This is a genomic window from Jeotgalibacillus sp. R-1-5s-1, from assembly GCF_004405105.1.
In the GTDB taxonomy this organism is placed as follows: Bacteria; Bacillota; Bacilli; order Bacillales; family Jeotgalibacillaceae; genus Jeotgalibacillus.
The window spans coordinates 102,157-128,588 of sequence record NZ_SORW01000046.1 but is presented as its reverse complement, the minus strand read 5'-3'; the positions used below and the strand labels follow the sequence as shown (position 1 = coordinate 128,588).

General features: G+C 43.2%; 24 protein-coding genes and 1 riboswitch. Of the genes, 16 read left to right on the top strand and 8 right to left on the bottom strand.

Annotated elements, in window-relative coordinates; translation table 11 throughout:
* Positions 1–413 precede the first annotated feature (413 nt).
* The 6 genes from groES (at position 414) to E2491_RS14645 (ending at position 6,616) form a co-directional block, all read left to right on the top strand.
* Positions 414–698 carry a co-chaperone GroES gene (groES, locus tag E2491_RS14670; protein ID WP_134376379.1) on the top strand — a complete coding sequence of 95 codons (285 nt, stop codon included), beginning with the start codon at positions 414–416 and terminating at the stop codon, positions 696–698.
* A 91-nt stretch (positions 699–789) separates the two neighbouring features.
* Entirely contained in the window at positions 790–2,412 is a 1,623-nt protein-coding gene (groL, locus tag E2491_RS14665) for a chaperonin GroEL (protein WP_134376378.1), read from the top strand.
* Between the two features lie 170 nt (positions 2,413–2,582).
* A complete protein-coding gene (locus tag E2491_RS14660) occupies positions 2,583–3,050 on the top strand; it encodes a hypothetical protein (RefSeq protein ID WP_134376377.1) in 468 nt (155 codons plus the stop codon).
* Between the two features lie 290 nt (positions 3,051–3,340).
* Positions 3,341–3,883: a DUF6143 family protein gene (locus E2491_RS14655; protein ID WP_134376376.1), complete on the top strand. Its 543-nt coding sequence runs from the start codon at positions 3,341–3,343 to the stop codon at positions 3,881–3,883.
* 356 nt (positions 3,884–4,239) lie between these two features.
* Positions 4,240–5,253, top strand: coding sequence for a hypothetical protein (locus tag E2491_RS14650; RefSeq protein ID WP_134376375.1), 1,014 nt, complete (start codon positions 4,240–4,242; stop codon positions 5,251–5,253).
* A gap of 4 nt (positions 5,254–5,257) precedes the next feature.
* Positions 5,258–6,616 (top strand): hypothetical protein, encoded by a 1,359-nt coding sequence (locus E2491_RS14645; protein ID WP_134376374.1) that lies wholly within the window; start codon positions 5,258–5,260, stop codon positions 6,614–6,616.
* 236 nt (positions 6,617–6,852) lie between these two features.
* Here E2491_RS14645 and E2491_RS14640 read toward each other — a convergent pair whose 3' ends face one another.
* A complete protein-coding gene (locus tag E2491_RS14640) occupies positions 6,853–7,617 on the bottom strand; it encodes an SDR family NAD(P)-dependent oxidoreductase (RefSeq protein ID WP_134376373.1) in 765 nt (254 codons plus the stop codon).
* Between the two features lie 166 nt (positions 7,618–7,783).
* Here E2491_RS14640 and E2491_RS14635 point away from each other — a divergent pair, with 166 nt between their 5' ends.
* From E2491_RS14635 to E2491_RS14625, 3 genes are all read left to right on the top strand, one after another.
* Complete coding sequence (locus tag E2491_RS14635) at positions 7,784–8,851, top strand: PQQ-dependent sugar dehydrogenase (protein WP_371414489.1); 1,068 nt, start codon at positions 7,784–7,786, stop codon at positions 8,849–8,851.
* 163 nt (positions 8,852–9,014) lie between these two features.
* Positions 9,015–10,244: a DUF418 domain-containing protein gene (locus tag E2491_RS14630; protein ID WP_134376372.1), complete on the top strand. Its 1,230-nt coding sequence runs from the start codon at positions 9,015–9,017 to the stop codon at positions 10,242–10,244.
* A 194-nt stretch (positions 10,245–10,438) separates the two neighbouring features.
* Positions 10,439–10,660, top strand: coding sequence for a methionyl-tRNA formyltransferase (locus tag E2491_RS14625; RefSeq protein WP_134376371.1), 222 nt, complete (start codon positions 10,439–10,441; stop codon positions 10,658–10,660).
* A 277-nt stretch (positions 10,661–10,937) separates the two neighbouring features.
* On the opposite strand, the gene E2491_RS14620 is transcribed toward E2491_RS14625, so the two are convergent.
* From E2491_RS14620 to E2491_RS14595, 6 genes are all read right to left on the bottom strand, one after another.
* Positions 10,938–12,881, bottom strand: coding sequence for an FtsX-like permease family protein (locus E2491_RS14620; protein WP_134376370.1), 1,944 nt, complete (start codon positions 12,879–12,881; stop codon positions 10,938–10,940).
* Complete coding sequence (locus E2491_RS14615) at positions 12,871–13,632, bottom strand: ABC transporter ATP-binding protein (RefSeq protein WP_134376369.1); 762 nt, start codon at positions 13,630–13,632, stop codon at positions 12,871–12,873. Before E2491_RS14615 ends, E2491_RS14620 begins: the two co-directional genes overlap by 11 nt.
* Positions 13,633–13,733: 101 nt before the next feature.
* On the bottom strand, positions 13,734–14,738 hold the full coding sequence (locus E2491_RS14610) for a sensor histidine kinase (RefSeq protein ID WP_134376368.1): 1,005 nt from the start codon (positions 14,736–14,738) through the stop codon (positions 13,734–13,736).
* Positions 14,735–15,424, bottom strand: coding sequence for a response regulator transcription factor (locus E2491_RS14605; RefSeq protein WP_134376367.1), 690 nt, complete (start codon positions 15,422–15,424; stop codon positions 14,735–14,737). Before E2491_RS14605 ends, E2491_RS14610 begins: the two co-directional genes overlap by 4 nt.
* 308 nt (positions 15,425–15,732) lie before the next feature.
* Positions 15,733–17,121 (bottom strand): L-cystine transporter, encoded by a 1,389-nt coding sequence (locus E2491_RS14600; protein WP_134376366.1) that lies wholly within the window; start codon positions 17,119–17,121, stop codon positions 15,733–15,735.
* Positions 17,122–17,203: 82 nt separating this feature from the next.
* Positions 17,204–17,307, bottom strand: a riboswitch (SAM riboswitch).
* Between the two features lie 366 nt (positions 17,308–17,673).
* Positions 17,674–18,246 (bottom strand): CotY/CotZ family spore coat protein, encoded by a 573-nt coding sequence (locus E2491_RS14595; protein ID WP_134376365.1) that lies wholly within the window; start codon positions 18,244–18,246, stop codon positions 17,674–17,676.
* A 309-nt stretch (positions 18,247–18,555) separates the two neighbouring features.
* On the opposite strand from E2491_RS14595, the gene E2491_RS14590 reads away from it, so the two are divergent.
* From E2491_RS14590 to E2491_RS14560, 7 genes are all read left to right on the top strand, one after another.
* On the top strand, positions 18,556–19,785 hold the full coding sequence (locus tag E2491_RS14590; RefSeq protein WP_134376364.1) for an acyl-CoA dehydrogenase: 1,230 nt from the start codon (positions 18,556–18,558) through the stop codon (positions 19,783–19,785).
* On the top strand, positions 19,782–20,555 hold the full coding sequence (locus tag E2491_RS14585) for an SDR family oxidoreductase (protein WP_134376363.1): 774 nt from the start codon (positions 19,782–19,784) through the stop codon (positions 20,553–20,555). Before E2491_RS14590 ends, E2491_RS14585 begins: the two co-directional genes overlap by 4 nt.
* A gap of 56 nt (positions 20,556–20,611) precedes the next feature.
* A complete protein-coding gene (locus E2491_RS14580; protein WP_134376362.1) occupies positions 20,612–21,175 on the top strand; it encodes a TetR/AcrR family transcriptional regulator in 564 nt (187 codons plus the stop codon).
* 66 nt (positions 21,176–21,241) lie between these two features.
* A complete protein-coding gene (locus E2491_RS14575) occupies positions 21,242–22,123 on the top strand; it encodes a 3-hydroxyacyl-CoA dehydrogenase family protein (protein ID WP_134376361.1) in 882 nt (293 codons plus the stop codon).
* A gap of 13 nt (positions 22,124–22,136) precedes the next feature.
* Positions 22,137–22,550: an acyl-CoA thioesterase gene (locus E2491_RS14570; protein WP_134376360.1), complete on the top strand. Its 414-nt coding sequence runs from the start codon at positions 22,137–22,139 to the stop codon at positions 22,548–22,550.
* Complete coding sequence (locus E2491_RS14565; RefSeq protein ID WP_134376359.1) at positions 22,547–23,605, top strand: phosphotransferase family protein; 1,059 nt, start codon at positions 22,547–22,549, stop codon at positions 23,603–23,605. The genes E2491_RS14570 and E2491_RS14565 overlap by 4 nt, the downstream gene beginning before the upstream one ends.
* Before the next feature lie 27 nt (positions 23,606–23,632).
* Entirely contained in the window at positions 23,633–25,411 is a 1,779-nt protein-coding gene (locus E2491_RS14560; protein WP_134376358.1) for an acyl-CoA dehydrogenase family protein, read from the top strand.
* 609 nt (positions 25,412–26,020) lie between these two features.
* On the opposite strand, the gene blaI is transcribed toward E2491_RS14560, so the two are convergent.
* Positions 26,021–26,398: a penicillinase repressor BlaI gene (gene blaI / locus E2491_RS14555; protein WP_134376357.1), complete on the bottom strand. Its 378-nt coding sequence runs from the start codon at positions 26,396–26,398 to the stop codon at positions 26,021–26,023.
* Positions 26,399–26,432: the final 34 nt, after the last annotated feature.

Genomic DNA, 26,432 nt, shown 5'->3' with positions numbered 1-26,432 from the left:
CTTAATCGCTTTATGATGAAGGATTTCATGATCGTTTTGTGAAAATGGGGAGCGGGAAGGTGTGCTTGGGAATTGTACTGATCAGGGAAGTGATTCACTCGTTTCAAAAATTAAATGTATTGTTCGGGATTTTTTATGTACTGTTTCGAAAAAGAATTGTATCGTTCCACCTCCGCCGGCCTGTTATTGTATTGTTAGCAGACTTAATTGTCATGTTTCAAAATATTTATGTATCGTTTCAGACAGGAATTGTACTGTTCCGCCCGCACCAAAATGTAATACAAAATTTATAAAAATCACATGTTTTTCTCTTGCAAAAGAAAACAGAATTATTTACACTAATACTTGTGTTAGCACTCAGATAAAAAGAGTGCTAATAAACGAAAGAACATCATTCAAGGAGGTTGTTTCACTTGTTAAAACCATTAGGTGATCGCGTAGTTATTGAGTTGGTAGAGTCTGAGGAAAAAACATCAAGCGGGATTGTACTCCCGGACAGTGCGAAAGAAAAGCCGCAGGAAGGGAAAGTTGTGGCAGTCGGAACGGGCCGTGTGCTTGAGAACGGCGAGCGTGTAGAGCTTGAGGTTTCTGTTGATGACCGCATTATCTTCTCGAAATACGCTGGAACAGAAGTGAAATACCAGGGTACAGAATACTTAATCCTTCGCGAGAGCGATATTTTAGCAGTCGTTAACTAATTTTAACTTACTTACTTTTATAAAACAAAGTCCTTCGATCAGGACGTCATTTTCATCAAAGATACCAAATTATTTTAGGAGGTACTTATAAATGGCTAAAGAAATTAAGTTCAGTGAAGAAGCACGCCGCTCCATGCTACGTGGTGTGGATCAGCTTGCAAACGCGGTAAAGGTAACGCTTGGACCAAAAGGACGCAACGTCGTTCTTGAAAAGAAATTCGGTTCACCATTAATCACAAATGACGGCGTAACAATCGCAAAAGAAATCGAGCTTGAAGATGCATTTGAAAACATGGGTGCAAAGCTTGTCGCTGAAGTAGCAAGCAAAACAAACGAAATCGCCGGAGACGGTACAACTACTGCAACGGTTCTTGCACAAGCGATGATCCGTGAAGGCCTGAAAAACGTTACAGCTGGAGCAAACCCGGTTGGCGTACGTAAAGGGATCGAAAAAGCGGTTCAGACAGCGCTTGAAGAACTGAAAGCCATCTCTAAGCCAATCGAAGGCAAAGAGTCAATTGCACAGGTTGCGGCGATCTCTGCTGCTGACGAAGAAGTCGGTCAGCTGATTGCTGAAGCGATGGAGCGCGTTGGAAACGACGGCGTCATCACAATCGAAGAATCAAAAGGCTTCACAACAGAGCTTGACGTAGTAGAAGGCATGCAGTTCGACCGCGGATATGCATCTCCATACATGGTCACAGACTCTGACAAAATGGAAGCGGTGCTTGATAACCCGTACATCCTGATCACAGACAAGAAGATCGGCAACATCCAGGAAGTACTTCCGGTTCTTGAGCAGGTTGTTCAGCAGAACAAGCCACTTCTCATCGTTGCTGAAGACGTTGAAGGTGAAGCACTTGCAACACTTGTTGTGAACAAGCTTCGCGGAACATTCAATGCCGTTGCAGTAAAAGCACCAGGCTTTGGTGACCGTCGTAAAGCAATGCTGGAAGACCTAGCTGTACTAACAGGCGGAGAAGTGATCACTGAAGATCTTGGACTTGATCTCAAATCAGCTAACATCTCCCAGCTTGGCCGTGCTGCTAAAGTTGTTGTTACAAAAGAAAACACAACCGTTGTTGAAGGTGCAGGAGACGCTGAAAAAATCGGCGGCCGCGTAGCTCAGATCCGTGCACAAATCGAAGAAACAACATCTGACTTCGACAAAGAAAAACTGCAGGAGCGCCTTGCAAAACTTGCTGGCGGCGTAGCAGTCATCAAAGTCGGAGCAGCAACAGAAACAGAACTGAAAGAGCGCAAACTGCGCATCGAAGACGCCCTCAACTCAACGCGTGCAGCTGTTGAAGAAGGAATCGTATCCGGTGGTGGTACAGCACTCGTGAACGTATACAACAAAGTAGCCTCTGTTGAAGCAGAAGGCGACGTGGCAACAGGCATCAACATCGTGCTTCGCGCACTCGAAGAGCCAATCCGCCAAATCGCACACAACGCAGGCCTTGAAGGCTCCATCATCGTCGACCGCCTCAAGAAAGAAGAAGTAGGCGTAGGCTTCAACGCAGCCAACGGCGAATGGGTCAACATGATCGAATCCGGCATCGTAGACCCAACAAAAGTAACACGCTCAGCACTTCAAAACGCTGCATCAGTAGCGGCGATGTTCCTGACAACTGAAGCAGTTGTCGCAGACATCCCAGAAGAAAACGCTGGTGGCGGCATGCCTGATATGGGCGGTATGGGTGGAATGATGTAAGTCATCCATATGCAGAAGAACTCTCTCTCACTTTGTGAGGGGGAGTTTTTTTGTGCTGAAAATAACTGTTTCAAGTATTTTTATGGAAATATATGATATTATTTTACTGGGATAAAGTTGATTTTCAAAATTCAAGCTGTTCTATACTTTTCAGTAGGGATGTGAATGATATGAAACGTCGCGTTGTAATGTTAATCTCAGTCTCTCTAGCGATCGTGCTTTCGTTAACTTTAGCTTTTGAAACTTACAGTCAATCTGAAAAGCGGGAGCTCGAAATATTTAATCTGCTTTTAGGTATTGATTTGGTTATAGATGAGCTGGAATCGGATTTAGATAAACAAAGCCAGATCATTGAATCTGAAAACTTTCATACTGAACTAGAGAATTATGCTATCGAAAAAAATGATTACTTAAACACATCAAAAACCGTGTCTTATATGTTTGAGGCAATAGAAGATCTAGACAAAGATTATATTGATCTTAATGTTGATTTACATTATCACTACAGCAGTTTTTTAACAGCTGAATCAAAGGAAATAGCTTCACAAGATCATGAAGTGTTAAAAGATCTGCTGATAGAAATAAAAAAAATTAGAGATTATTTAGCTTCTATTAATGACTTTGAAAACGAGGCGTGATCGATCAATGTATCCTCTAAATGATTAGAGAGTTTTGTAGTGAAACATGGGGACGTATATCCTGTTTCATTCGAAACTCAAAAGGCTGATGAAAATATTAAGTTATAGCACTAAAAGGCTCTGATCATCTAACAGGTGGTCGGAGTTTTTGAACTAGAAGGATCAACACATAATTACAAAACCCTTTTCTAAAACCCTAATAAACATAACCATCCCAAACTCCCACCTCCTGAATACCCTATCCAGTAGACCAATTTCTACAATCCAAACCAGAAAGGAAAAGTGTCTTCATGTCATCTTTTGATCACGATCATTTGAAAAAGGTTGTGAATATACCGAATCCGTTGTATCAGTCGTTGCAGGGGCGGTATTTTGTTGGGCAGACGGAGCATGTGTTGTTTGGGAAGGGACGGAATGCGTGGGGAGGTTTGGTGAATCCGGAGGGATCGGATGTTGATTTGTTTGTGAATGCGTTTACGATTACGAATCATTCTGATCAGCCGTTTGAAGCGGAGATCTGGTTTAATCCGGTTGTGCCGGGGAAGCCACAGGTTTCGAATAATGTGACGCCGGCCAATACGGCGCTTTGTCCGCTGCCGGAGCCTGAAGTGAAGATTGAATATGCTGAGTGTGTGAAGGGGTTTCCGAAGAAGGGGGTCATGGCGTTCAGGCGGATTGTTCAGCCGCAGAGTACGCTGGTCAGTGATGAGGATGGGAAGTTTATTTTTCCACCGGGTGGTTCGTTTATTATCTTTTTGGTGTCACCTGATCATCATGACATGATCCAGGCGGAGGTTGCGTTCGGCTGGTTTGAGAAAAGTAAGTTTGATTAATTAGATCACACGAGTATTAGAAAAAGGTCAGCCATATCTACGGCTGACCTTTTTCATTACGCTCTGAAACCTCAATCAGCCTTCCGTCTCGACGTATACGGATAGATTGGATCGAGTAATTCAAATTCGTAGCTTTCGCTGTTTACTATGTCGTCAATTTAAATTTATTTAAACGTTGAATTGTGGATGCTGAGAAATTAAGATCTAGTATTTACAAACTGAAAATATAATTGAACAGAAAATATAATATAACTAAATACCTATAATAAAATGGAATATTTTTATTATTTTGTATACCTTTTATATCATTATATGGTATATATAGTTTATAAAATAATTGAAAGTAGGGATTTAAAATGCCTTTACCATTAATTCCGTTAGTTGTAGCTGGAGCAGCTGCTGTATCTGCAGCGATTGCAAGTAAAAAAGGGTACGATTCTTTTCAGAATATGAAGGAGACAAAAGAGTTAGCAGAAAGTTTGGAAGCTAAATATAGCAAGACTTTAAAAAAATTCGAATCGCAACGTGATGGAACAAATTTGGCATTTGAAGACTTCGGTCGTTTGAAATTAGAAATTCTCGATGGATCAATGAGAGATTTCGTAAATACTTTTAAGCAAATTAAAAATATAGAATTCAGTGGAGAGATTGTTTCTGACCAGTTTGTATCTGACAGTGAGGTTGAACAATTTATCTTCTTCGTTGAAAAACAAGTTGTAAAAGCTGGACAGGTTATGACTGCTGGTTTAGCGTCTTTGGCAGGAGGTGGACTTGCAGCCATGGGAGCTGTGGGTGCAACTACGACTTTTGCAGCAGCGTCTACGGGAACAGCAATTGCTACACTTAGCGGTATTGCAGCCCAAAATGCTACATTAGCTTTTCTTGGAGGCGGCTCTCTTGCTGCAGGTGGTCTTGGTGTTGCAGGTGGAACAATGGTGCTAGGGGGAATCGCACTGGCACCAGCTTTAGCAATTGGAAGCCTGATTTTTGCGGCAACAACAGAGAGAAAGCTCGAAGAAATGTATGTGAAAAAAGCGGAAGTTCAAACGGAAATTCAAAAGCTCGAATCAGCGACTAATGTAATGGAACAAATCAAAGAAACGACTTTTAGTATGCATAATTTAGCAAAAAGTGTGGATGAATTATTGTTAGTGCATGTAAACAAAATGGAGAACATCATCGAAAAGAATGGCTACGATTTCAGAAACTATGCAAAAGATGATCAAATCGTCATTCACCATAATTATAAGGTTGCAGTGATCATGCGCGATCTTTTGAACACGACGATCTTAAATGAACAGGGTGAATTGACACCTGGATTGAACTCATTAATCAAATCTGAAAAACAAAAGATTTCAACTTTCCAATAATGTCATGAACCCATTAAGACAATCAGACATTGATTTTATTGCAGGTCAAGTTGTAAGTGAAACCATTGAAAGACATGGTAATGCTTTAATTGAGACAGTTGCTGGTTCAAATCTTTTGACTAAAGTAGCTAAGCAATATGTGAACTGTTCAACTGATCAAACACAAGGTCGTATGTTTGAAATTATTGAAATGACAAAATTTAATAGTGCTGCTGCAAAAGCTGGAAGTTTATTAAGAGCAGTGACTACTGATCAACTTGGCGAATCTCATTCGGCAGCAGACATACTAATTCGGAATCCGAGTGGTGACATATTAAAAAAAATACAGGCCAAGTCTTACAAAACGGCATCTACAGCAGCTAGAGCTATTTCTAACTCTAAATACACTGGAATGGACAGGTTAGTAAATAGCGAAAAAAAAGAAAAGATCCAAGACCTGTTAGAGAATCGAATTAAAACGAACAATATATTTTCGGAAGACTATAAAGATGCTAACACAAATCTTAAAGGTCAAACGGAGTACGGAAAAATAAACAGTGGTGGGACCACTTATGATGAAGCAACTGAAGCGGCTAAAAACCCAAAAGAGTTTGCAATGAAAATGAATAAAACAGAATTCCTCTCCGGTGCTAAAAACGCGATGTTAGGTGGTGCGCTAGCAGGTGCCTTCACGGGTGGTACGGTCACTGCTTTGCAAGGAGCTTTTAAAGGAGAATTTTGTGTGAAAGAATCGGGAAAAGCAGCTACAAATAGTGCCGCACGTGGAGCAATCATTAGTGGGATCTCTTATGGATTAAAGTATCTTGGTAAAAACAGCCCAATCATGTCTGGAAATGTAGTAACAGCAATGGCTAGTTCAGCAGTCAATATCACTGAGTTAACCTATAAATATCTCAATAAGAAAATTTCAACAGATGAGTATATTGAAGCTTTGGGAACAAACGCTGTAAGTTGTTTCTCAGGTATCATTATGACTGCTGCCGGAGCAGCCTTGTTCGGGCCGATTGGCGCAGCGGTTGCAGGAACTGTAACTCTAATAGGAATGAAGCAATTATATAAAGTTTTCATTCATGCCAGAGAAGACTTGTCTCTTGCAAAAGAGGCTCGTAAAGAAGCAGAAGCATTTTCAAAAGCGCTTATTCAACAAATCAAGGATGAGGAAGAATTACTGGTTAACTTCTTTAAAGAATATGAATTAACTCTTGTAGAATTAAGAGAATTAGTAAATAACGCAATATCTGACGAATCACTTCATGAGAAAACCATTGTCTCATTAGCTCAAGGATTAAATATAGCATTTAAGTATGAAACCCTTGAAGAATTCGAAAACTTTATGATGAGTGATGAAGATCTTATTCTCTGAATTCTATAACTTGTGTTTGATTTAATATTTAAAATTGAATTATAAACTGATTGAATTGTTAAACTGGGAACTAATTTTAACGGGTATTAATTTTGATGAATGAGCTAACTCTTTAGTGTCAAAATCGAAAATACCTGTTTAAGAAATTAAGTCATGCAATACTAAGGATGTTAACTTAAAAGCCAAAAAAGGTCAGCCATATCAACGGCTGACCTTTTTCATTACGCTCTGAAACCTCAATCAGCCTTCCGTCTCGACGTATACGGATAGATTGGATCGAGTAATTCAAATTCGTAGCTTTCGCTGTTTACTTTACCAACTACTTTTTCGCTATCATAGAGCTCCAGCATGAATTCGGCCATTTCTTTGGCGGTATGATATTTTTGAACGTTGTCGCGGTAGCTGAATTCATCGATTTCGCGGGCTGTTTTGACGAATTCGGTTTCGGTCATGGCTGGGGCGAGTAGTTTTACTTTCATTGGTGCGCCTTGGTCCTGCAGCTCCTGGGCGAGTCCTTCTGTAAAGGCCGTTACATAAAATTTAGTAGCCGCATATGAGACGCCGTTTGCAACGAGTCTGTAACCTACGTCAGAGCCGACGTTGATTAATGTTGCGCCTTCTTTTTCGGCATAATCACGGGCGTATAGGGTGGAAAGGGTTGTGAGTGCTTCGATGTTGACGCGGAGCATTTTTTCGATCTTGTGGACATTTTGCTCCGTAATAGGTGCGCTGTTTCCGAAGCCTGCGTTGTTGACCCAGGTTTCGATATCGTATTCTTTTAGACTCTCGTATAAGGCATGGACATGTTCACTTTCTGAGAGGTCGGCTGGTTTAATGACGACGTCCAGGTCGGGATTGATGTTGTGGATTTCCTGCTTTAGCTTATGTAGCTGGTCCTCCCGTCTGGCAATGACAATGATGTTTTTATTCCGTGAAGCAAATGCTAATGCGGCTTCGTAGCCAATGCCAGAGCTGGCACCTGTAATCACCGTATACTTCATGAGAATTCCTCCATTGAAATGTTTTATGATTCAACCTTATCGTACTGTTAACATTAACCAGAAAGCAAATGATGAGTGGTGAAGGACGATTATTTAGTGAACGACCCCAGCGCAGTAAGGTATGCTTATAACAAAGCAAACGTTTAAAGAGGAGGGCTTAACCAACGTGAAAAAGACTTTCATCACTTCATTGACTGCGGTCCTGTTCATCGCCGGCTGTTCTTCAGGCAGCGGACAGGGTGACATGTCAGAAGGGGCAGTGTCTGAACAGGAAATTGAAACGGTTGCGGAAAATCTTGAGATTCCATGGTCGATTGATCATCAGGATGATACGTTTTACATTACAGAGAGAACCGGGAGTATTGTAAAGGTGGAAGGGGATCAGGCGGAGCGTCAGAATGTGGAGCTGGAGGAGGAGCTGGCAACTGCTGCTGAAGCGGGTCTACTTGGCTTTGTCCTGGCGCCTGACTTTCAGGAATCACAAATGGCGTATGCCTACTATACGTATGAAAATGATGACGGACAATTCAACCGGATCGTTACTCTGCGTTTAGAGAATGGTGTCTGGACGGAGGAAGATCTTTTGCTGGATGAGATTCCGAGCGGGAATGTGCATCATGGCGGCAGGCTGAAAATGGGGCCGGATGACAAGCTGTATGCGACCGCGGGAGATGCAGCTAATGTGGATCTTGCGCAGGAGATCGATTCTCTCGGGGGTAAAATCCTGAGGTTGAACTTAGATGGCTCCGTTCCGGATGACAATCCATTTCCGGACTCCTATGTGTACAGCTACGGTCACCGGAATCCGCAAGGGCTGACCTGGTCGCCGGATGGTACGATGTATGCAAGTGAGCACGGCAACAGTTCAAATGATGAAATTAATGAGATTGAAGCGGGTCAGAATTATGGCTGGCCAATCATCGAAGGCGATCAGGAGCAGGATGATATGGTGTCACCACTATTTACGTCCGGAGACGATTCCACCTGGGCACCGTCCGGGATGGGCTATTATGACGGGAAAGTCTATGTTGCGTCTTTGAGAGGAACGGCCGTATTGGAATTTGACCCTGCAACGAATGAACAGCGCACGTTCGTGTCCGGTTTGGGCAGAATACGGGACTTGTTTATTGAAGGAGATACGCTTTACTTTGTGAGCAATAACACGGATGGCAGAGGGAATCCTGAAGCAGGCGATGATAAGCTTTACAGCGTTTCGCTGACGTCATCTGAATAGAAGCACCTGAACTCCTTTTCAACGAATGAAAGGGAGTTCTTTTTATTTCCTATACGTATACCTTGATTAGAAAGAGTACTCGTCATTTTTCCAGAATCTGATTGTTTATCGGAACTGCTTGCATTAAGATTAGAAGTGAATGAAAAATTAGGAGGGTGGCACTATGAGTTCGGTTTCGATGAAAGAGCGGATCCATGCGCTGGATATCATCCGGGGCTTTGCGCTGTTTGGCATTTTGATTGCGAATATGATTGCGTTTAAGACGCCTGTTTTTACGGAGCTTAATGGATTATTTGAGGGTGAGCGCTTGCCGGAGGGCGGACTGAATGCGACTCTGACGCTGCTGACGGCATTTTTTGTAGACGGAAAGTTTTACCCGATGTTTTCAATGTTATTCGGTTTAGGATTTTATATTTTTTACAGCCGTCTAATGAAGCGCGGGTTGCCGGCGAAGCAACTATTTAGACGCCGACTTGTATTTTTGCTGCTGATTGGGCTTGTACATCTCATTTTTATCTGGTCGGGAGATATTTTACATACATATGCGATTACAGGATTTTTGCTGCCGTTGTTTATTGAGCGCTCGTCGAAGGTCATTAAGATCTGGGCGATATCCCTGATGATCTTTGGGCCGCTTCTCATGACGGCATTGATGTTGTTCAGCAGTGTGAGTATTCAATTTATAGTGAATCAAGGTATGGATACAATGGAGAATCTGAATGCGTCTTCTGTTGTGGCCGCAACGGTGATGGCAGAGGGCAGTTTCGGAGAGATTCTGGCTTTTAGGTTAACCAATGAAGTGTTACCGATTTTGTTGCAGGTGCTGTTAGTTGTACCGACCATTTTACCGCTGTTTTTGATTGGACTTTATTTAGGAAAGACAGGGATGTTTACGGATATCGAACGCAATCTTCAGCGCTGGAAAAAGGTGATGTGGATTGGGCTGGCAATTGGTGTTCCTTTAGTCGGATTGTCTGTAGCGGTTGCTTACAATGTGTTTGGCTGGGCTCCGTATGTTACCTTGCCAATCGCGGAAGGATTAAACGCAATTGGCGGACCATTTCTGATGCTGTTTTACGTATCCGTCATTGTCTTATTGACGAGAAAAGCTTCCGTTGAAAAAATGCTCATGCCGTTTGCGTCAGTCGGCCGGATGGCATTGACGAACTATTTGATGCAGTCAGTGATTGCAGTGATTATCTTCAACGGATATGGCTTCGGATTATTTGGTCAGGTATCGAAAACTCAGGGTGTGCTAATTGCAATCGCGATTTACATTGTACAGGTCGTGTTGAGTCATCTGTTGCTGAAGCGATACAATCAGGGGCCAATGGAGTTTGTATGGAGAAAATGGACGTATTCGAGAGTGGAGAAGGTTTCGAAGGCGGCTTGATAGAGTTTTAAAGAGTCTTATTCTGAGGAGTCAGAGTCAGTATCTGTCCCTGAAGTCTACGTTTCAATAAAACGTTAATTTGTGGGATTTTAATAAGTATAAAAACGATTTAAAGATAAGAAATTACTAAAACTAGCTATAAAATTTAGTTGATTAACGATATTAAACATAATAAAGGGAGTGTTTATAAAGTTATGGCTCTAATCAATAAAATTACGAAAATTAGTAGAAATTCAAAAGTACATGATGAAGTACAAACAACATATAATGTACTCATGAAAAATGGAAAAAAATATGTCCAGCTTAACACTTATGGCTCTATGGAAAGAAAAGAAAAAGGGGTGGTAAGTCAAACCATTCAACTCAGTGAAGATGTGATAGGAAATTTACAAGAAATTCTAAAAAAAGATTTCTGAGAATTTCTTCCTGTAAATGATTTTGTCTATAAAAGTAAATAGCATGGCAGAGTTATATAATACTGAAACGCTACAACCAGGGGCCGATGGAGTTTGTATGGAGAAAATGAACGTATTCGAAAGTGGAGAAGGTTTCGAAGGCGGCTTGATAGAGTTTTAAAGAGTCTTATTCTGAGGAGTAAGGCTTTTTTGCTAATTATGAACGTAGTTGAACAAAGAGTTCCCTGTGTATCTGACACAGGGAACTCTATAGTAATGTAAATTCATTTTGTATTCATCACAGAGACAATCTGATAACCTTTTTATAATAAAAAACAGACAATATACCAAAGGTTGAATAGAGCGCAGCATATAAGACCATTACAATCACCATTGGCGTCCAAAGCTCGGTTCCGAAGAAAAACCAGCCGGATCTGACGGCGAAGTAGCTGTGCAGAAGACCAACAGTCAGCGGAATTCCAAAGTTGATGATCTGCTTTTGAAGAATACCCTGCAGAAGATCTTCCCGTGTAAAACCAAGTTTTCGCAGTATCCTGTAATTCGGCTGCTCTTCATCACCTTCTTCTACCTGCTTAAAATAAAGAATGCAGCCTGATGTGATCAGGAACGTGAGGCCGAGGAAGCCGACGACAAACATGATAAAGCCCATATTTGATTTTTGCATCTGTTCCACAGAATAGAGCGAGGTATTTCCGGCCTCATCGCTGAATGGCATATTGTTAAAAAGCTTATCAGCTTTTTCAGCAGTATCAGGGTCCTCTAGTGTAAATCCGATATACTGTGAATATTCCCGCTGGATTTCCTCATTCACATCTTCAGCGAGCATACCGTAAACGGATTCATCAACGACTGCAACAGGTAAACCACCAGTGAAAACAGGAGGCAATATGTGTTCATCACTTAACCCTGCATATTCTTTTTCTACTTCGCTTGTAGCACCGAAGAGCGTAAGGGTTCCTTCATCCTGAAGATTCATAAGGGCTTGAACCGCATCATTTGAACCCGAGAATAATATGTCATTAACGCTGATATCAACTCCTTCAATTTGAGCATCGCTGACGACTGACATATTAGTTATTCCTTCTTCAAATTGAAGCTCTTGCATATTTGCACCTGCAATTTCCTCAATCCGGATATCTGCCAGTATCACATCAATCTGTTTTTGGCTGTATGCAATCGCGTTTTCGTTTAGCACTCCACCAAATGCCTCTGCATTTTCTGCTGTGACGAAAGTAAAATCATCAGGCGAAGAATTCTCAGCCGTTCTTTCAGCAGAGTAATAGGAGATATAGCTTAACGACAGCAGTCCGATTGCAAGTGCAGATACCGTCGTAATAATCGTCAGCAGCATCGCGTTTGATTTCATCCTGAACATGATGGACGAGAGTGACATGACTTCATTGATATTCAAATAGCCACCTTTATTCTTTCTGATCAGGTTCGCGATAAAGCTGACTGAACCTTTGTAGAAAAAATATGTCCCGATAATCACACTGCCCAGGATAAAGACCATGGCTGAAAACAATTGAGTGAATGAATTAAAATTCCCGTCAAAAAGCCGTGCAGATACATAATAGCCAGTCGAAATCAGAAGGATGCCAAGTAGACCAATCAGAATTTCAATGATCGACATCTTTTTGATTTTGTTTTCTGACTTACTTTTTACATGGAAAAGTGACAGGATACTCTGCCGTTTGATATAGATCAGATTCATGATCATAATCAAAAAGTAGACAGCACTGAATACGAGCAACGTCTGGATAAAAGCCTGAATCGAAAAGTTTAGCGTTGCGGTCTCATCCACACCGGTAAGCCTGAAAAAGATCATGGCGACTAATTTTGAAATCGCAAATCCGACTCCTGTTCCAACAATCAGAGAGCTGTAGTAGAGCAGCAGGTTTTCAGCACTCAGAATGGCAAAAATCCGATTTTTTGTCATGCCAATCAGCTGAAACAGACCGATTTCTTTACTCCGCCGTTTGATAAATAAGTTGTTGGCATACAGCAGGAATATGGAGACAATCCCGATCAACAGGACAGAAGCAGCCCTGATTCCTGCTTCACCTCTGACAGATCCTTCTGCTTGATTCATAGAGGGATCAAATTGCAATGTGACAAATGCAAAATAGAGAGCGGCACTGAAGATCAGCGCAAAGACATAAAGGTAGTAGCTCTTCAAATTCTTTCGAAAGCTGCGGAAGATCAGCTGATTAATACTCATACTTCACACCACCAAGTACGCCCTGCGTTTTCATAATATCCTTCAAAAATGTGTTGCGGCTACCTTCACCTTTGTTCAACTGTGTATAGATTTGACCATCTTTAATAAAAATGACGCGGCTGCTGTAGCTTGCAGCAACCGGATCATGACTGACCATTACGATAGTTGATTGGCGTTTTTCATTTAAATGAGTTAACTTACCGAGCAGATCTGATGCCGCTTTTGAATCAAGAGCACCAGTCGGTTCGTCCGCAAAGATGATGCTTGGTTCATGGATAAAGGCTCGCGCTGCAGATGTACGTTGCTTTTGACCGCCTGATATTTCATTTGGATATTTATCAGCAATGGCTTCAATGCCTAAATCTTTTGCGATCGATTCGAATTTCCCGAGTGCTTCTTTTTTTGAAGTCGCTGTAATCGAAAGAGGCAGAAGGATGTTTTCTCTTACTGTGAGTGTATCGAGCAGGTTATAATCCTGAAAAATAAATCCTAAATGATGTTTCCTGAATTCTGCCAGATTTTTTTCTTTACTTTTTGTCAGATCCTCATCCTCGATCATTAACGATCCATGACTAAGACGGTCAATGGTTGAGAGTACATTCAACAATGTGGTTTTACCTGAGCCGGATGCGCCCATAATCGTGACAAATTCGCCTTTTTGAATATTGATATCAATCCCTTTTAAGACTTCCTGCTTTGTGAATTTATTTCCATAGCTTTTATGGATTCTTTTTGCCTCAAGTATGATCATCACAATGTCCTCCAGTTAGTAAGATACATTTATTGTAACGATTCGATTTCGTGAAGTCCTTTGATTGTCCTAACAAAAGAGCAGAGCGTGTGACATTTTTGTCACACGCTCTGGATTTCAAGAAATGGATTTTCTTTTGGAAAGGTTAGGGTCATAGTGGTGCCATCTCCAACAGATGATTGAACAGATAGGTGCAGTTCAAGAGGGATAGCCGCTTTTTTTGCTAAGTAAAGCCCCATTCCGGTCGCACGCTGATCCTGATTGATGGTAGACGTGAAGCCTTTCTCAAAGATTCTCGGCAGATCACGGGGATCTATCCCACGTCCGTGATCAGTGAGTGTCAGAATGGTTTGACCTGCCTGTTCACGTGATTCGATGAATATATCTGACCCCTCATAGCTGTACTTCACGGCATTGGTTAAAATCTGACGAAGAATAAATGCCAGCCATTTTGCATCCGTGAGAACATGTGTTACACCCAGTTCCACATCAAAGCCGATTTTCTTTTTTAAACACCATGAACGCAGCGTATGAATTTCACTATAAATCAGCGATTCCAGCTCAACTTTTTCAATAAACAGGTCATTCTCAATGAAAGGGATCCGTTTTTGATGCAGCTGTTGATCGAGCAAATAGTGGACTCTCAACCACTCATACATCAGCTCAGATTTTAACTGACGATCTTCTGTGCGATCAATGATTAATTGCATCGCGGTTAAAGGCGTTTTCACTTCATGAATCCAGGAAAGGAGCTCGTCCTTTTCCTGTTCAAGATGCATTTGGTTTGCTGAAGCATCCTTATGAAGCTGTTCAATGGAAGCAGTCATCTGTTCATAAATGGCTGTTTCAAACGGGCTGTTAGGTTCTGGAAGACTGGTAGTATCAGTCGATGCTTCCCGTAGCTCGAGCTCTTTATAAAATGAGGTTTCTTTAAAATATCGAATCATCAAAAAAAGGGAAAAGACCACAAGTGACAGAAAGGCGTAATAGAACATGGAATTAATCGAAAGGGAGGGATCCAGATAAGCGATCAACAAAGCTAATAACTGTAATAGCACAATCAGCAGGATCCAGCTAAGTCTTTCAAGTAAATACTTCTTAATCATTTCTCCACCTGCTCAATGGCAATATATCCCTGGCCAACCTTCGTCTCAATCGCATCTCCAAGTCCAATCTCAGACAGTTTTTTTCGTAGTCTGTTTACATTAACAGTCAATGTATTGTCACTGATAAATCGCTGATCATCCCACAACAGATTGATTAAATAATCCCTCGTGACGACTTTATTTTTGCGTTCTACAAGAATCTTAAGGATAAAGATTTCATTCTTTGTCAGCTCGATCATCCCCTGATCGTTCTTTACGCGATTACTTTCCATATCGATCGTGGCACCCATCCACATCCTCAGGACGGAACTGGTGGTGCTGTAGTTGTACACCCTGCGTAAAATCGCCTGAATCTTTGCGATCAATACCTCAAAGTGAAAGGGCTTTTGAATAAAGTCATCTGCTCCTAAATTCATCGACATCACCATGTCAGTCGGATGATCACGCGAAGACAGGAAAATAATCGGTACATTCGAATGCTCACGGATCATACGGCACCAGTGGAATCCATCAAACTTAGGAAGCTGAATATCAATCATGACCAAATCCGGCTGGATCTCTGCAAAGGACACCATCACTTTCTGAAAATCTGTCACACCATATACTTCATATTGCCAGTCCATAAGCCGGTCTTTAATCTCTTTAAATAGCGTTTCATCATCTTCAATTAAAAGAATCTTAAACAAAAGAATCACCTGCTCTTTCAGTAGAAGTATAGCAAAAAGGGGGAAGGGAAGAAATTGGGAAGGTGTATGTGTGATGTTAAATAAAGGGACGGCTCTTCTTTACCCCGTATCGCTTTCTGTGAAAATGGGCTACAAACAAAAAATGCTGCGATCATCATGCTGAATAGATAACACGATTCATGACATAAATTTCTTCCGTGTCATGAAAACGATAGTGAAGCTTCAATTCAAATGTGATTCTAAATCATATAAAACGTACGAAAAAAGAGCAACCAATTGGTGGCTGCTCTCTTTTCGTACTTTACTTCTTAAGCCTCAACAGTCACTTTTGTAGATCTGTCATTATACATCTCAACATCCAACTCATTTGTCACCTTACTCGTTATTACGCCGGCTGTCATACTTCCGCTGACATTCACAGCTGTTCTGCCCATATCAATCAATGGTTCGATGGAAATGAGCAGACCTGCTAAGCCGATCGGAAGGTTCAGGGCTGACAGGACAAGAATGGCAGCAAATGTTGCACCGCCACCAACGCCTGCAACACCAAAGGAGCTGATTGCTACAACGGCGATGACCGTTAGTATAAATGTCGGTGTGAGAGGGTTGATTCCGACAGTTGGTGCAATCATGATGGCCAGCATTGCAGGATAAACACCAGCGCAGCCGTTCTGTCCGATTGACAATCCAAAGGAGCCAGCGAAATTAGCTGTTCCATCTTTTACACCTAAATTCTGCTGAGTCCGGATGTTCATTGGCAAAGCACCGGCACTTGTACGCGTTGTAAACGCAAAAGCGAGAACAGGAAATGCTTTTTTGACAAAAGTCACTGGATTTAACCCTGAGATTGTTAGCAGGATCAAGTGGATAATAAAGACAACAGCCAGTGCGACATAGGATGCAATAACAAATTTGCCGAGATTCACAATGGCATCAAAGTTTGTTGTTGCGACCGTTCTCGCCATTACCGCAAGCACTCCATAGGGCGTTAATCTTAAAATTAATGTGACGACACGCATCACAATCGCATAAAGTGAGTCGACAATCTTAGAAAACAATTCTGCCTGTTCCGGCTGTTTTCTTCTGACACCAATAAACGCCAGACCAAGAAAGACCGCGAAAATGACCACTGAAATGGTGGAGGTTGGGCGTGCTCCTGTAAAGTCCAGGAAAACATTCGAAGGTACTAAAGCAAGAATTTGCTGTGGAAACGTCACGTTTTCTACTGTACCGTATGTTTCTTCTAATGAAGCAGCCCGACCAGTTTCTGCTTCGCCCTGTTCGATTTGAATGGCTTCAAGATTAAAGCCGGCCGTTGTAGCAATACCAACAGCAGCTGCAATCGCAGTCGTTCCAACTAAAATGGCAATAATGAGTGCGCTGATTTTCCCGATATTTTTTGTTAAAGTCAGCCTCGTAAAAGCGGCAAGAATTGAAATAAAGACCAGTGGGATGGCGATCATCTGTAACAGTCTGATGTAAGAACCACCAATTAAATTAAACCAATCAGCCGTAGTCGTAATAATAGGAGATTCGGAAGGATAGATCCATTGCAATGCAAAACCAAATATGATACCGAATGCCAAACCAAGTAAAACCCTTTTTGAGAATGACACGTGCTTCTTCTTAAGTGTGTAAAGAAAAATAATGAGACCAACTAACACAAGTAAATTTAAACTGACTAAAAAAATGTTCAAGCGACTTCCTCCTTTAAATGAATGTTAAAAATAAAAAAACTTCCAGTTGTAAAAATAAACTGGAAGAAAAAACGTCAATCCAGTCTTATCTATCAAGAAATACTTGCTGGAATTGGCACAGTACTGATGAGTCAGTCTGTTGCCGAGGTTTCATTGGGCCAGTCCCTCAACCTCTCTTGATAAGACGATCTATTGAGTTTATGAAGTATTCCGATTAAAATACTTGGTTTTTATATTAGCGAACCAGAAATTAACTGTCAATATTTATTTTTTATGTTAAATCATTCTCTTCTGGAAATTGAATTGGAAATCGGCATGCTGAATCTTGTTTTATTCAAGCGGTAGAGATATCACAAGTATATTCATCGAGCTGATGTGTTAGGACAAAAATATAGGGATGATTCTGTTAGTGCTATATGTGAAAAATGACTTCTGAATTTCTAGTCAGACCTCATAAAACGTTAAAAACTTTACCAGAATAAAAACGCAGCAAAAGGATACTCTGTTGTATCCTTTTGCTGCCCCGTTTTAATCTCTGTAACGTCTTAGCTCTTAGTCTTCTTCATCCATTTTAAATTCAGATACTGGCAGAGGTGTGACGGGATCAAGGCATACGATGCCACAGAAGCAATTCAAATCGACTGTTAGGCAGATGCCGGTTGCTTGAAGGTTTCTGATGCTGTTTCCAGGGAAGAAATCACAGATGCTTTTTCCGTCTCCTGTTGGTCCAGGCGTAGATCCTCCCATTGTTACTGGAAGCAGCAGCTCCAGCTGGACACAGCACTGATCTTTTTCTCTGTCTTTATCTTTATCCACAAACTTTTTCGCCCGGAAGATAGGTGTTTCAACACATCGTAAAGCGGTCATTCCTGATCCGCCAACAGGAGCTCTGAAGACGCCACTTCCGATAAATGGTTCACAATCACCCTTGCAATAAAGTGCGAATGGCACAGTAGTAGGACCATTTCCATTGCCATTAACCCCGATTGGTGACAGCAGGTTTCTGATTGCTTTGTCACAGCCCGTTGAACAGCAGCCATTTGTGTTAGCAGCCACCTCATCCTGAACTCTCACAATCTCTTGAACGATTTGACATACACAAGAATCTTTTTTTCCGCAACTCATACATTATTCTCTCCTTTTCATTATTGTAGTTGCATTAATATTTATATGAAGAAGCGTGACTATATGCCTGTACAATAGCCTGATAGATTAAAATAGTGATGACCATTTTTGATCAATGAGAGTGAACGGGGGGAAGTTGTGGATCTATATCTGGTTCAAATCGTTGAATTTACGCCAGGTGGAGTCAGGGACAGACCCTGACTCTGAATCATTCACTCCCATTATTTAGTTGACTACCACTCTAAATCCGTTATACTAAAACCATACATACCGACCGGTCAGTTAGTAAATGGATAAGGGGATGGACGTATGGATTTTTCGTATTCTGCTAAGGTGAAAGATCTTGAGAAGAGGCTTTCTGCATTTATGGAGGAGCATGTGTATCCGAACGAATCAGTGTATGAGCGGCAGGTGAGTGAGGGGAATAGCCGCTGGGATACAGTGCCGCCGATCATGGAGGAATTGAAGGAGAAGGCAAAGGCTGAAGGGTTGTGGAATTTGTTTTTGCCGGAGAGTGAGTACGGGGCAGGGCTCAGTAATGTGGAGTATGCGCCGCTTTGTGAGATTATGGGGCGGTCGATGATTGGGCCTGAGGTGTTTAATTGTAATGCGCCGGATACGGGGAATATGGAGGTTTTAGTGCGGTACGGGACTGATGAGCAGAAGGAGAAGTGGCTGAAGCCGCTCCTTGCCGGGGAGATCCGCTCGTGTTTTTCGATGACGGAGCCTGATGTGGCGTCTTCTGATGCGACAAATATTGAAGCGCGGATTGAGCGGGATGGCGATGAGTATGTGATTAATGGGCGGAAATGGTGGTCATCCGGTGCCGGGGATCCAAGGTGTAAGATTGGCATTGTAATGGGGAAGACGGATCCGGAGGCAGGCCGGTATGAACAGCAGTCGATGATTCTCGTGCCGCTTGATACGCCGGGTGTGACGATTGAGCGGATGCTTCCGGTGTTTGGATATGATCATGCACCGCATGGTCACGGAGAGATCACCTTTGATCATGTCCGGGTACCTGCAGACCATATGATTTTAGGTGAGGGAAAAGGGTTTGCGATTGCCCAGGGGCGGCTTGGTCCTGGCAGAATTCATCACTGTATGAGGCTGATCGGGGCAGCGGAGCGCGCGCTTGAGGAGTTGTGTAAACGCGTGCTGGATCGTCAGGCATTTGGCAAACCGCTTGCCAGTCAGGGTGTGATCCGGGAATGGATTGCGGATTCACGGATTGAGATTGAGCAGGCGAGACTTCTGACGCTGAAGGCTGCCTATATGATGGATACAGTCGGAAACAAAGTGGCGAAAGCAGAGATTGCTATGATAAAGGTCGTTGCACCTTCGATGGCGCTGAAAGTCATTGACCGGGCCATCCAGGCGCTCGGTGCAGCGGGGGTATCAGAGGATTTTCCGCTGGCTGCGCATTGGGCGAGTGCGAGGACGCTTCGGCTCGCGGATGGGCCGGATGAGGTGCACCGCGCGCAGATTGGCAGACTTGAGCTGCAAAAATATGAGGGGAAAGGGAGGAATGACAAATGAAGGTGCTTGAATTATTTGATCTGACAGGAAAGACAGCGCTTGTGACAGGTGGCGGACGTGGACTTGGGGAGCAGATCGCTGAAGGGTTTGCGGAGGCCGGAGCGAATGTGGTGATTTGTTCAAGAAAGCTTGAAGCTTGCCAGGAAGTAGCGGATCGCCTGGCGCAGCTCGGGGTACGGACGCTTGCGCTGCAATGCGATATTTCGAATCCGGCTGATGTGGAGCGTGTCATTGAGGAAACGGTTCAGGCGTTTGGCTCGATTGATATTTTAGTGAATAACAGCGGGGCAACGTGGGGCGCTCGTGCAGAAGAGATGCCGCTTGAAGCGTGGCAGAAGGTGATGGATGTCAATGTGACGGGAACGTTTTTAATGAGCCAGGCGGCAGGGAGAAAAATGATTGAGCAGAAGTCCGGGAAAATTATTAACATTGCTTCAGTAGCAGGGCTTGGCGGGACGGATCCGAGGGTGATGGATACGATCGGCTACAACACAAGTAAAGGTGCTGTTATTACGATGACGAAGGACATGGCGGTTAAATGGGGACAGTATAATATTAACGTCAATGCGATCGCACCGGGCTTTTTTCCGACGAAAATGTCAAAGGCGATTATTGATCAGGGGAAGGACCCGATTTTAGAGGTGACGCCTTTGAAGCGCTTTGGTTCGGATCATGATTTAAAAGGTGCTGCGCTGTTTCTTGCTTCGAAAGCATCTGCTTATGTAACAGGGGATGTGCTGATTGTCGATGGCGGCACGCATGCGATGTAGGAAGGGCGATATGGTATAATTTTAGCCATACTTTTAAAAACAGAGGCGTGAAGACAGTGAAGGAAAAAATTACGGAGCAAAGCATACGATTATTTGAGAAGAAGGGTTTTAGTGAAACGTCGATTCAGGATATTGTGGAAGCCAATGGTGTGACGAAGGGGACGTTTTATTATTATTTTTCGAGTAAAGAAGAGCTGCTGATGGATATTCAGCTGCGCTATATTGATGATCTGCTGGCGCAGCAGGAGCGTATTATGAAGGATGAATCGAAAAACTGTAAAACGAAGCTGTATGACATGGTGCATATGCTGATCAGTAATATTAAGACGCAAGGGGCCAGTGCGAAGGTTTTTTTCAGGGAAATGAGGAACCTGAATGAAGAGCGGCTTGCTCAGATTATTCCAAAGCGGGATCAGTTCCGCGTAACGATTGAGACACTTTTACAGCAGGGCATTGATCAGGGGGAATTCCGTCCGGACTTAAACCCGCCGATTGCGACATTCGGGGTGCTTGGCATGGCGAATTGGAGCTACCAGTGGTTTAATCCTGAAGGTGATCTGTCTGAGGAGGAAGTGGCGCGTATTTTTACGGATATGCTGCTGAAAGGAATGGAGCTGTAGGAGAGGCATCTCTCCTTTTTTACTACAATCAACATACCAACCGGTTAGTACGAAGGAGGAAAAGGAATGAACGAAGTGAAACAGGTAACGGTCATTGGTTCAGGCAGTATGGGTCATCAGATTGGCATGCTGTGTGCGCTCGGCGGATACGAAACAGTGATTCAGGATATTAATGAGCAGGCATTATGTGAGGCGGAATCTAAGCTTCACACCATTATGGATCGCTGGGTTTCAAAAGAAAAGATTTCAGCGGACGATAAAATGAAAGCGTTTCACCTTTTGCGTTTTTCAAATGATCTTGAAGAAGCGGTGCAGCAGGCAGATCTGGTAATTGAGGCGGTAACAGAAAAGCTCGATGTGAAAAGAGAAGTATTCAGGCGGCTTGAAGCATATGCGCCTGCTCATACCGTATTTGCAACAAACAGCTCAACCATCGTCAACAGCCTGATTGCGGATGTGACAAAGCGTCCGGATAAAGTCGTCAACATGCATTTCTTTTTCCCGCCGCTTGTGATGGACTGTGTGGAGGTTGTGAAAAGTGAGGCGACGAGTGATGAAACGGCTGCCCTTGCGATGGAGGTATGCCGCGTCATTAACAGGACCGCCATACTTTTAACAAAAGAGATTTCAGGATTTGTTGCTAACCGTCTGCTTGGCGCACTGCAAAAAGAAGCGATGTCGCTGTATGAGCAGGGGATCGCGGATTTTAAAGACATCGATCTCATTTGTAAAAAAGCCTTAAATCATCCGATTGGTCCGTTCGAGCTGATGGATTTATCAGGGCTTGATGTCGCAAAGTTTGTGATGGAGCAGCGCTATCAGGAAACCGGTGACCCTGAGGACAGGCCTTTTCAGAGCGTGCTTGAAAAAGTGGACAAAGGGGAGCTGGGCCGTAAGACAGGCAAGGGATGGTATGACTATTCGAAAGCAGCAGTGACTAAGGGATAAGGGGTTGAATGACATGTATGTAAATGAAGTGACGGTTCGGTTTTGTGAGACAGATGCATTGGGTCATGTGAACAATACGAGTTATTTTATTTATTTCGAAGAAGCCAGGGTACAGTTTATCGCCTCACTCGGCTACAGCATGAACGTGGAGGACTGGCGCTTTATTATTGCCTCAACGAAATGTGAGTTTAAGAGTCAGGGATACTTTGACCAGAAGCTCAAAGTCGAAAGCTATATTTCCCGCATTGGCACAAAAAGCTTTCAGCTTGAACACCGTGTTACCTGCGCACAGACGCGGACGTTAATTGCCGAAGGAACAGCAGTCGTTGTGTATTTTGATTTTGCCAATCAGAGAAGTGCGGCGATCCCGGATGATATGAGGCATGAGCTTGAGCAGCATTTGATCGCTGAGGGTGAGCGGGTATGAAGCAGGCGGATACGATCGCGGTAAAAGAAGGAGAAGGGCTCGACCTTCGCACCCTTGAAACGTTTCTGAGGCGTAATCTGACTGATCTGCCGGATGGACATTTGACTGTCGAGCAGTTTTGGGCAGGGCATTCGAATTTAACGTATCAGCTTGCGATTGGGGATTGGGAGGCGGTGCTGAGACGGCCGCCATTAGGACCGGTTGCTCCGAAAGCGCATGATATGAACCGGGAGTTTAAGATTTTATCAGAACTTCATTCGCTTTTCTCACCTGCACCTGAGCCGATTCTGTTTTCAGACGACGAATCCGTTGTAGGCAGTCCGTTTTTTATTATGGAGCGTAAACGCGGAATCGTGCTCGATACGTCATTTCCGGAAGGGATCGAAGTGACGCCTGAGATCTGTCGCGGGCTGTCACACACGATGGTCGACTGGCTGGTGGAGCTGCACGCGATTGATTATACGAAAACACGTCTTGTTGAGATCAGTAACCCCGACGGCTTTATGGAAAGACAGGTGCACGGCTGGATCGGGAGGTATGAGCGTGCGAAAACAGATGACATACCTGAAGCGGAGAGGCTGAAGGTGTGGATGACGGCGAATATGCCAAAAAGCCAGCCGCCAACGGTGATTCACTATGATTATAAATTGAACAATGCGATGTTCAGTGGGGATCTGAAGGAAATGATCGGACTGTTTGACTGGGAGATGTCAACGGTTGGAGATCCTCTGGCTGATCTGGGTGCGGCGATGAGCTACTGGATTCAGCACGATGATCCGAAATTGTTAAAGTTCGGATTAGGAAAACCTTCAGTGACGATTACGGAAGGATTCATGAGTCGGCAGGAATTTATTGAAGCGTATGCGGCGAAAAGCAGTCGTGACGTATCAGATATGGACTTTTACTTGACGTTTGCGTACTTCAAGCTTGCCGTCATTTGCCAGCAGATTTATTTCCGTTATCGAAAAGGACAGACAAAAGATGCCCGGTTTGCTCATTTTGATCAGTTTGTTAAAACGCTGCTCGTTCATGCAGCAGGTGTAATCGAAGACTAATCTGACCACTCAGGGGAGGTTTTTGAAATGGAAAAACGGACTGTGTTACATAGGGGAGCGAGCTTTTTGTATGGAGCGCTTGATCCTGACGAGATCTTTACGCCGGAGGATTTTACTGATGAGCATCGAATGATCGGTGCGACAGCCAGGCAGTTTATCGAAAAGGAAGTCTCACCATTTGTGGAGAGGATTGAGCAGCAGGAATTTGAACTCGTGCCGGAACTGATGCGAAAAGCGGGGGATCTCGGTCTTCTCGCTCACAGCATTCCCGAGCAGTATGGCGGGCTGGGGCTTGATAAAATCAGCAAGGGAATCGTTGGTGAAATGATTGGTTCTGCAGGAGGTTATGGTGTCGCGCATTCCAACCATACGTGTATCGCAACGCTGCCTATTACGTATTTTGGGACAGAGGAGCAGAAGAAAAAGTATTTGCCAAAGCTCGCTTCAGGAGAATGGATCGGCGCGTATTGCTTAACAGAACCGAATGCAGGCTCAGATGCACTGTCTGCTCAAACGACTGCTGTACTAAATGAGGAAGGCACTCATTACGTGCTAAACGGAACGAAAATTTATATTACGAATGCGGTCTTTTCAGACACCTTTATTGTTTATGCAAAAGTGGATGGCCAGCACTTTACTGCGTTTGTTGTGGAGAAGGATTTTAAGGGATTATCACTTGGGCCTGAGGAACAGAAAATGGGGATCAAGGGCTCGTCTACCCGGTCCGTGATTTTGGAAGATTGCTTTGTGCCGGTTGAAAACCTGTTAGGGGAAGTCGGCAGGGGACACGTGATTGCACTGAACGTGCTGAACCTCGGTCGTTTCAATCTCGGATCTGCCTGCACAGGTGTTTCAAAAACCGGATTAAAAAAGACGATTCGATTTATAAAAGAAAGAAAGCAGTTTAACCGTGTGATCGCTGACTTCCCTGCGACAAAGCAAAAGGTAGCGAAAATGGCTGCCCGCATTTACGCAGCAGAATCACTGCAATACCGGACAGCCAGCCTGATCGAGGACGCGCTCGGTAATCTGGCAACGTCATCCGATCGCAAACTGATCGGCCAGCAGATGGGAGAATATGCGGTGGAGTGTGCAGTTTGTAAAGTGTTCGGCTCAGAAACGCTCGATTATGTCGTCGATGAAGCGCTGCAGCTGCACGGCGGTGCCGGATTCATTAAAGAATACGGCATTGAACAGATGTACCGTGATTCAAGAATCAACCGGATTTTCGAAGGTACAAACGAAATCAACCGCCTGCTCATCCCGACTCATCTTTTCCGGAAAGTAATGAAGGGGGAAGTGGACCTGGCAAGTAAGGTGCAGGAGGCTTTCAGCGCACTTCGTGACCCTTCACGTGTTGAAGGCAGCCTGGCACAGGAGCGGGCGGCAGTTGAAACGATCCGGAACCTGTTCTTAGTTAATGCGGGACTAGTATATGAAAAGTACGGTGAAACCTTAGTAAATGAGCAGGAAGCACTGATGAATCTGGCGGACCTTGCGATAACACTATTTGCTGCAGAATCAGCAGTGCTCAGAACGCAAAAGGCCGTAGTGAAAAACGGAGAAGAAAAAGAAACGATGAAAATGGATTTGACGAGATCGTATTTAGAAAGTGCAATTTGGGATGCCGAGCGAATTTCACGGGTGCTCGTCTGCAATGTTTGTGATGGTGAAAAGCGTGAAGAGATGCTGACGTTGACCATTCGTGCTTGCAGCGGCTTTAATTCTCTTGGAGGGCAGGTTGAAGTGAACCGGGGGATTGCGGATCGGTTGGTGGAGAGTGAATCATGGGGACGTATATTTTGAATCATTCGGTTGGCGAAACGAACTAGAAATCTTGGCTTAGACGTTTAGATGTATATTGAACATTGAATGAAGAAAACCATTGTCAAAATGACATTTTTCTTATAATCTTGTTCATGCGTGAGTCCTTTATTAATGGATTTGGACGGGTTACCACCTGACTAATCCATTATAAAGGACTTTTTCTTTGCGTTAAAATAAGTAAGTGAAGATGTTGAGTCTTATTAATATTAAGAATTAATTAGTGCAACACTAGTGGCCAAGTTTAAGTCTATGATTTTGAATTAATAAAAGCTTAGGCTTTGTGTTAACAAAAACGCGTATCAAATTCCATGAGGTAAGATGATCACTTGAAATCCAGTCAATCCAGATCGGCTACATGCAAAACCTTTAAAAAAAGACATCTTGTTTGGTAATCAACAAATAGCCTTAACCCCGTGTAAAGTATTGTTGTATCATTTAGGCTTTGCAAAATCCGATGCCGATTCTGACGCCTGTATTTTTTCACAAGTGCCGTCAGCTCTCATCTCCAATCAGCGAAAGAATAGTAAAAAAATATTAACGCTATAACTCAATCCTTCGGAAGTTTATAACTTCACGAAAGGCACCGTTCTAATCACTTTTTTTGTCGAGTATTTCCTTTAATTCTTTTATTTCTTCTTTTGTTAACGTTTCATCTTCAATAAATTGGACGATGAGCGTTTTAGTGATCCCGCCGTATATCCGGTTGATCAGAGATTTTGTTTCAGCACGTTGGCACTCATGCTCAGAGTAGAGTGGCGCAAAGGTGTATACGCGCTTTTCTTTATTAACTGTAATGACTTGCTTGTGATTTAGCCGGTCAAGAAGAGTGCGAATTGTTTTCGGCTTCCAACCTTCGTGTTCTTTTAAAGCGCTGTAAACCTCGTTCGCTGTTAGGGGCGACTTCTTCCAAAGTACTTTCATCACTTGCCATTCTGCTTCAGTAATTTTCGGCATTTCTTTTGACATGTTCATTCCTCCAATCTTCAGCCATAAAAGCAGC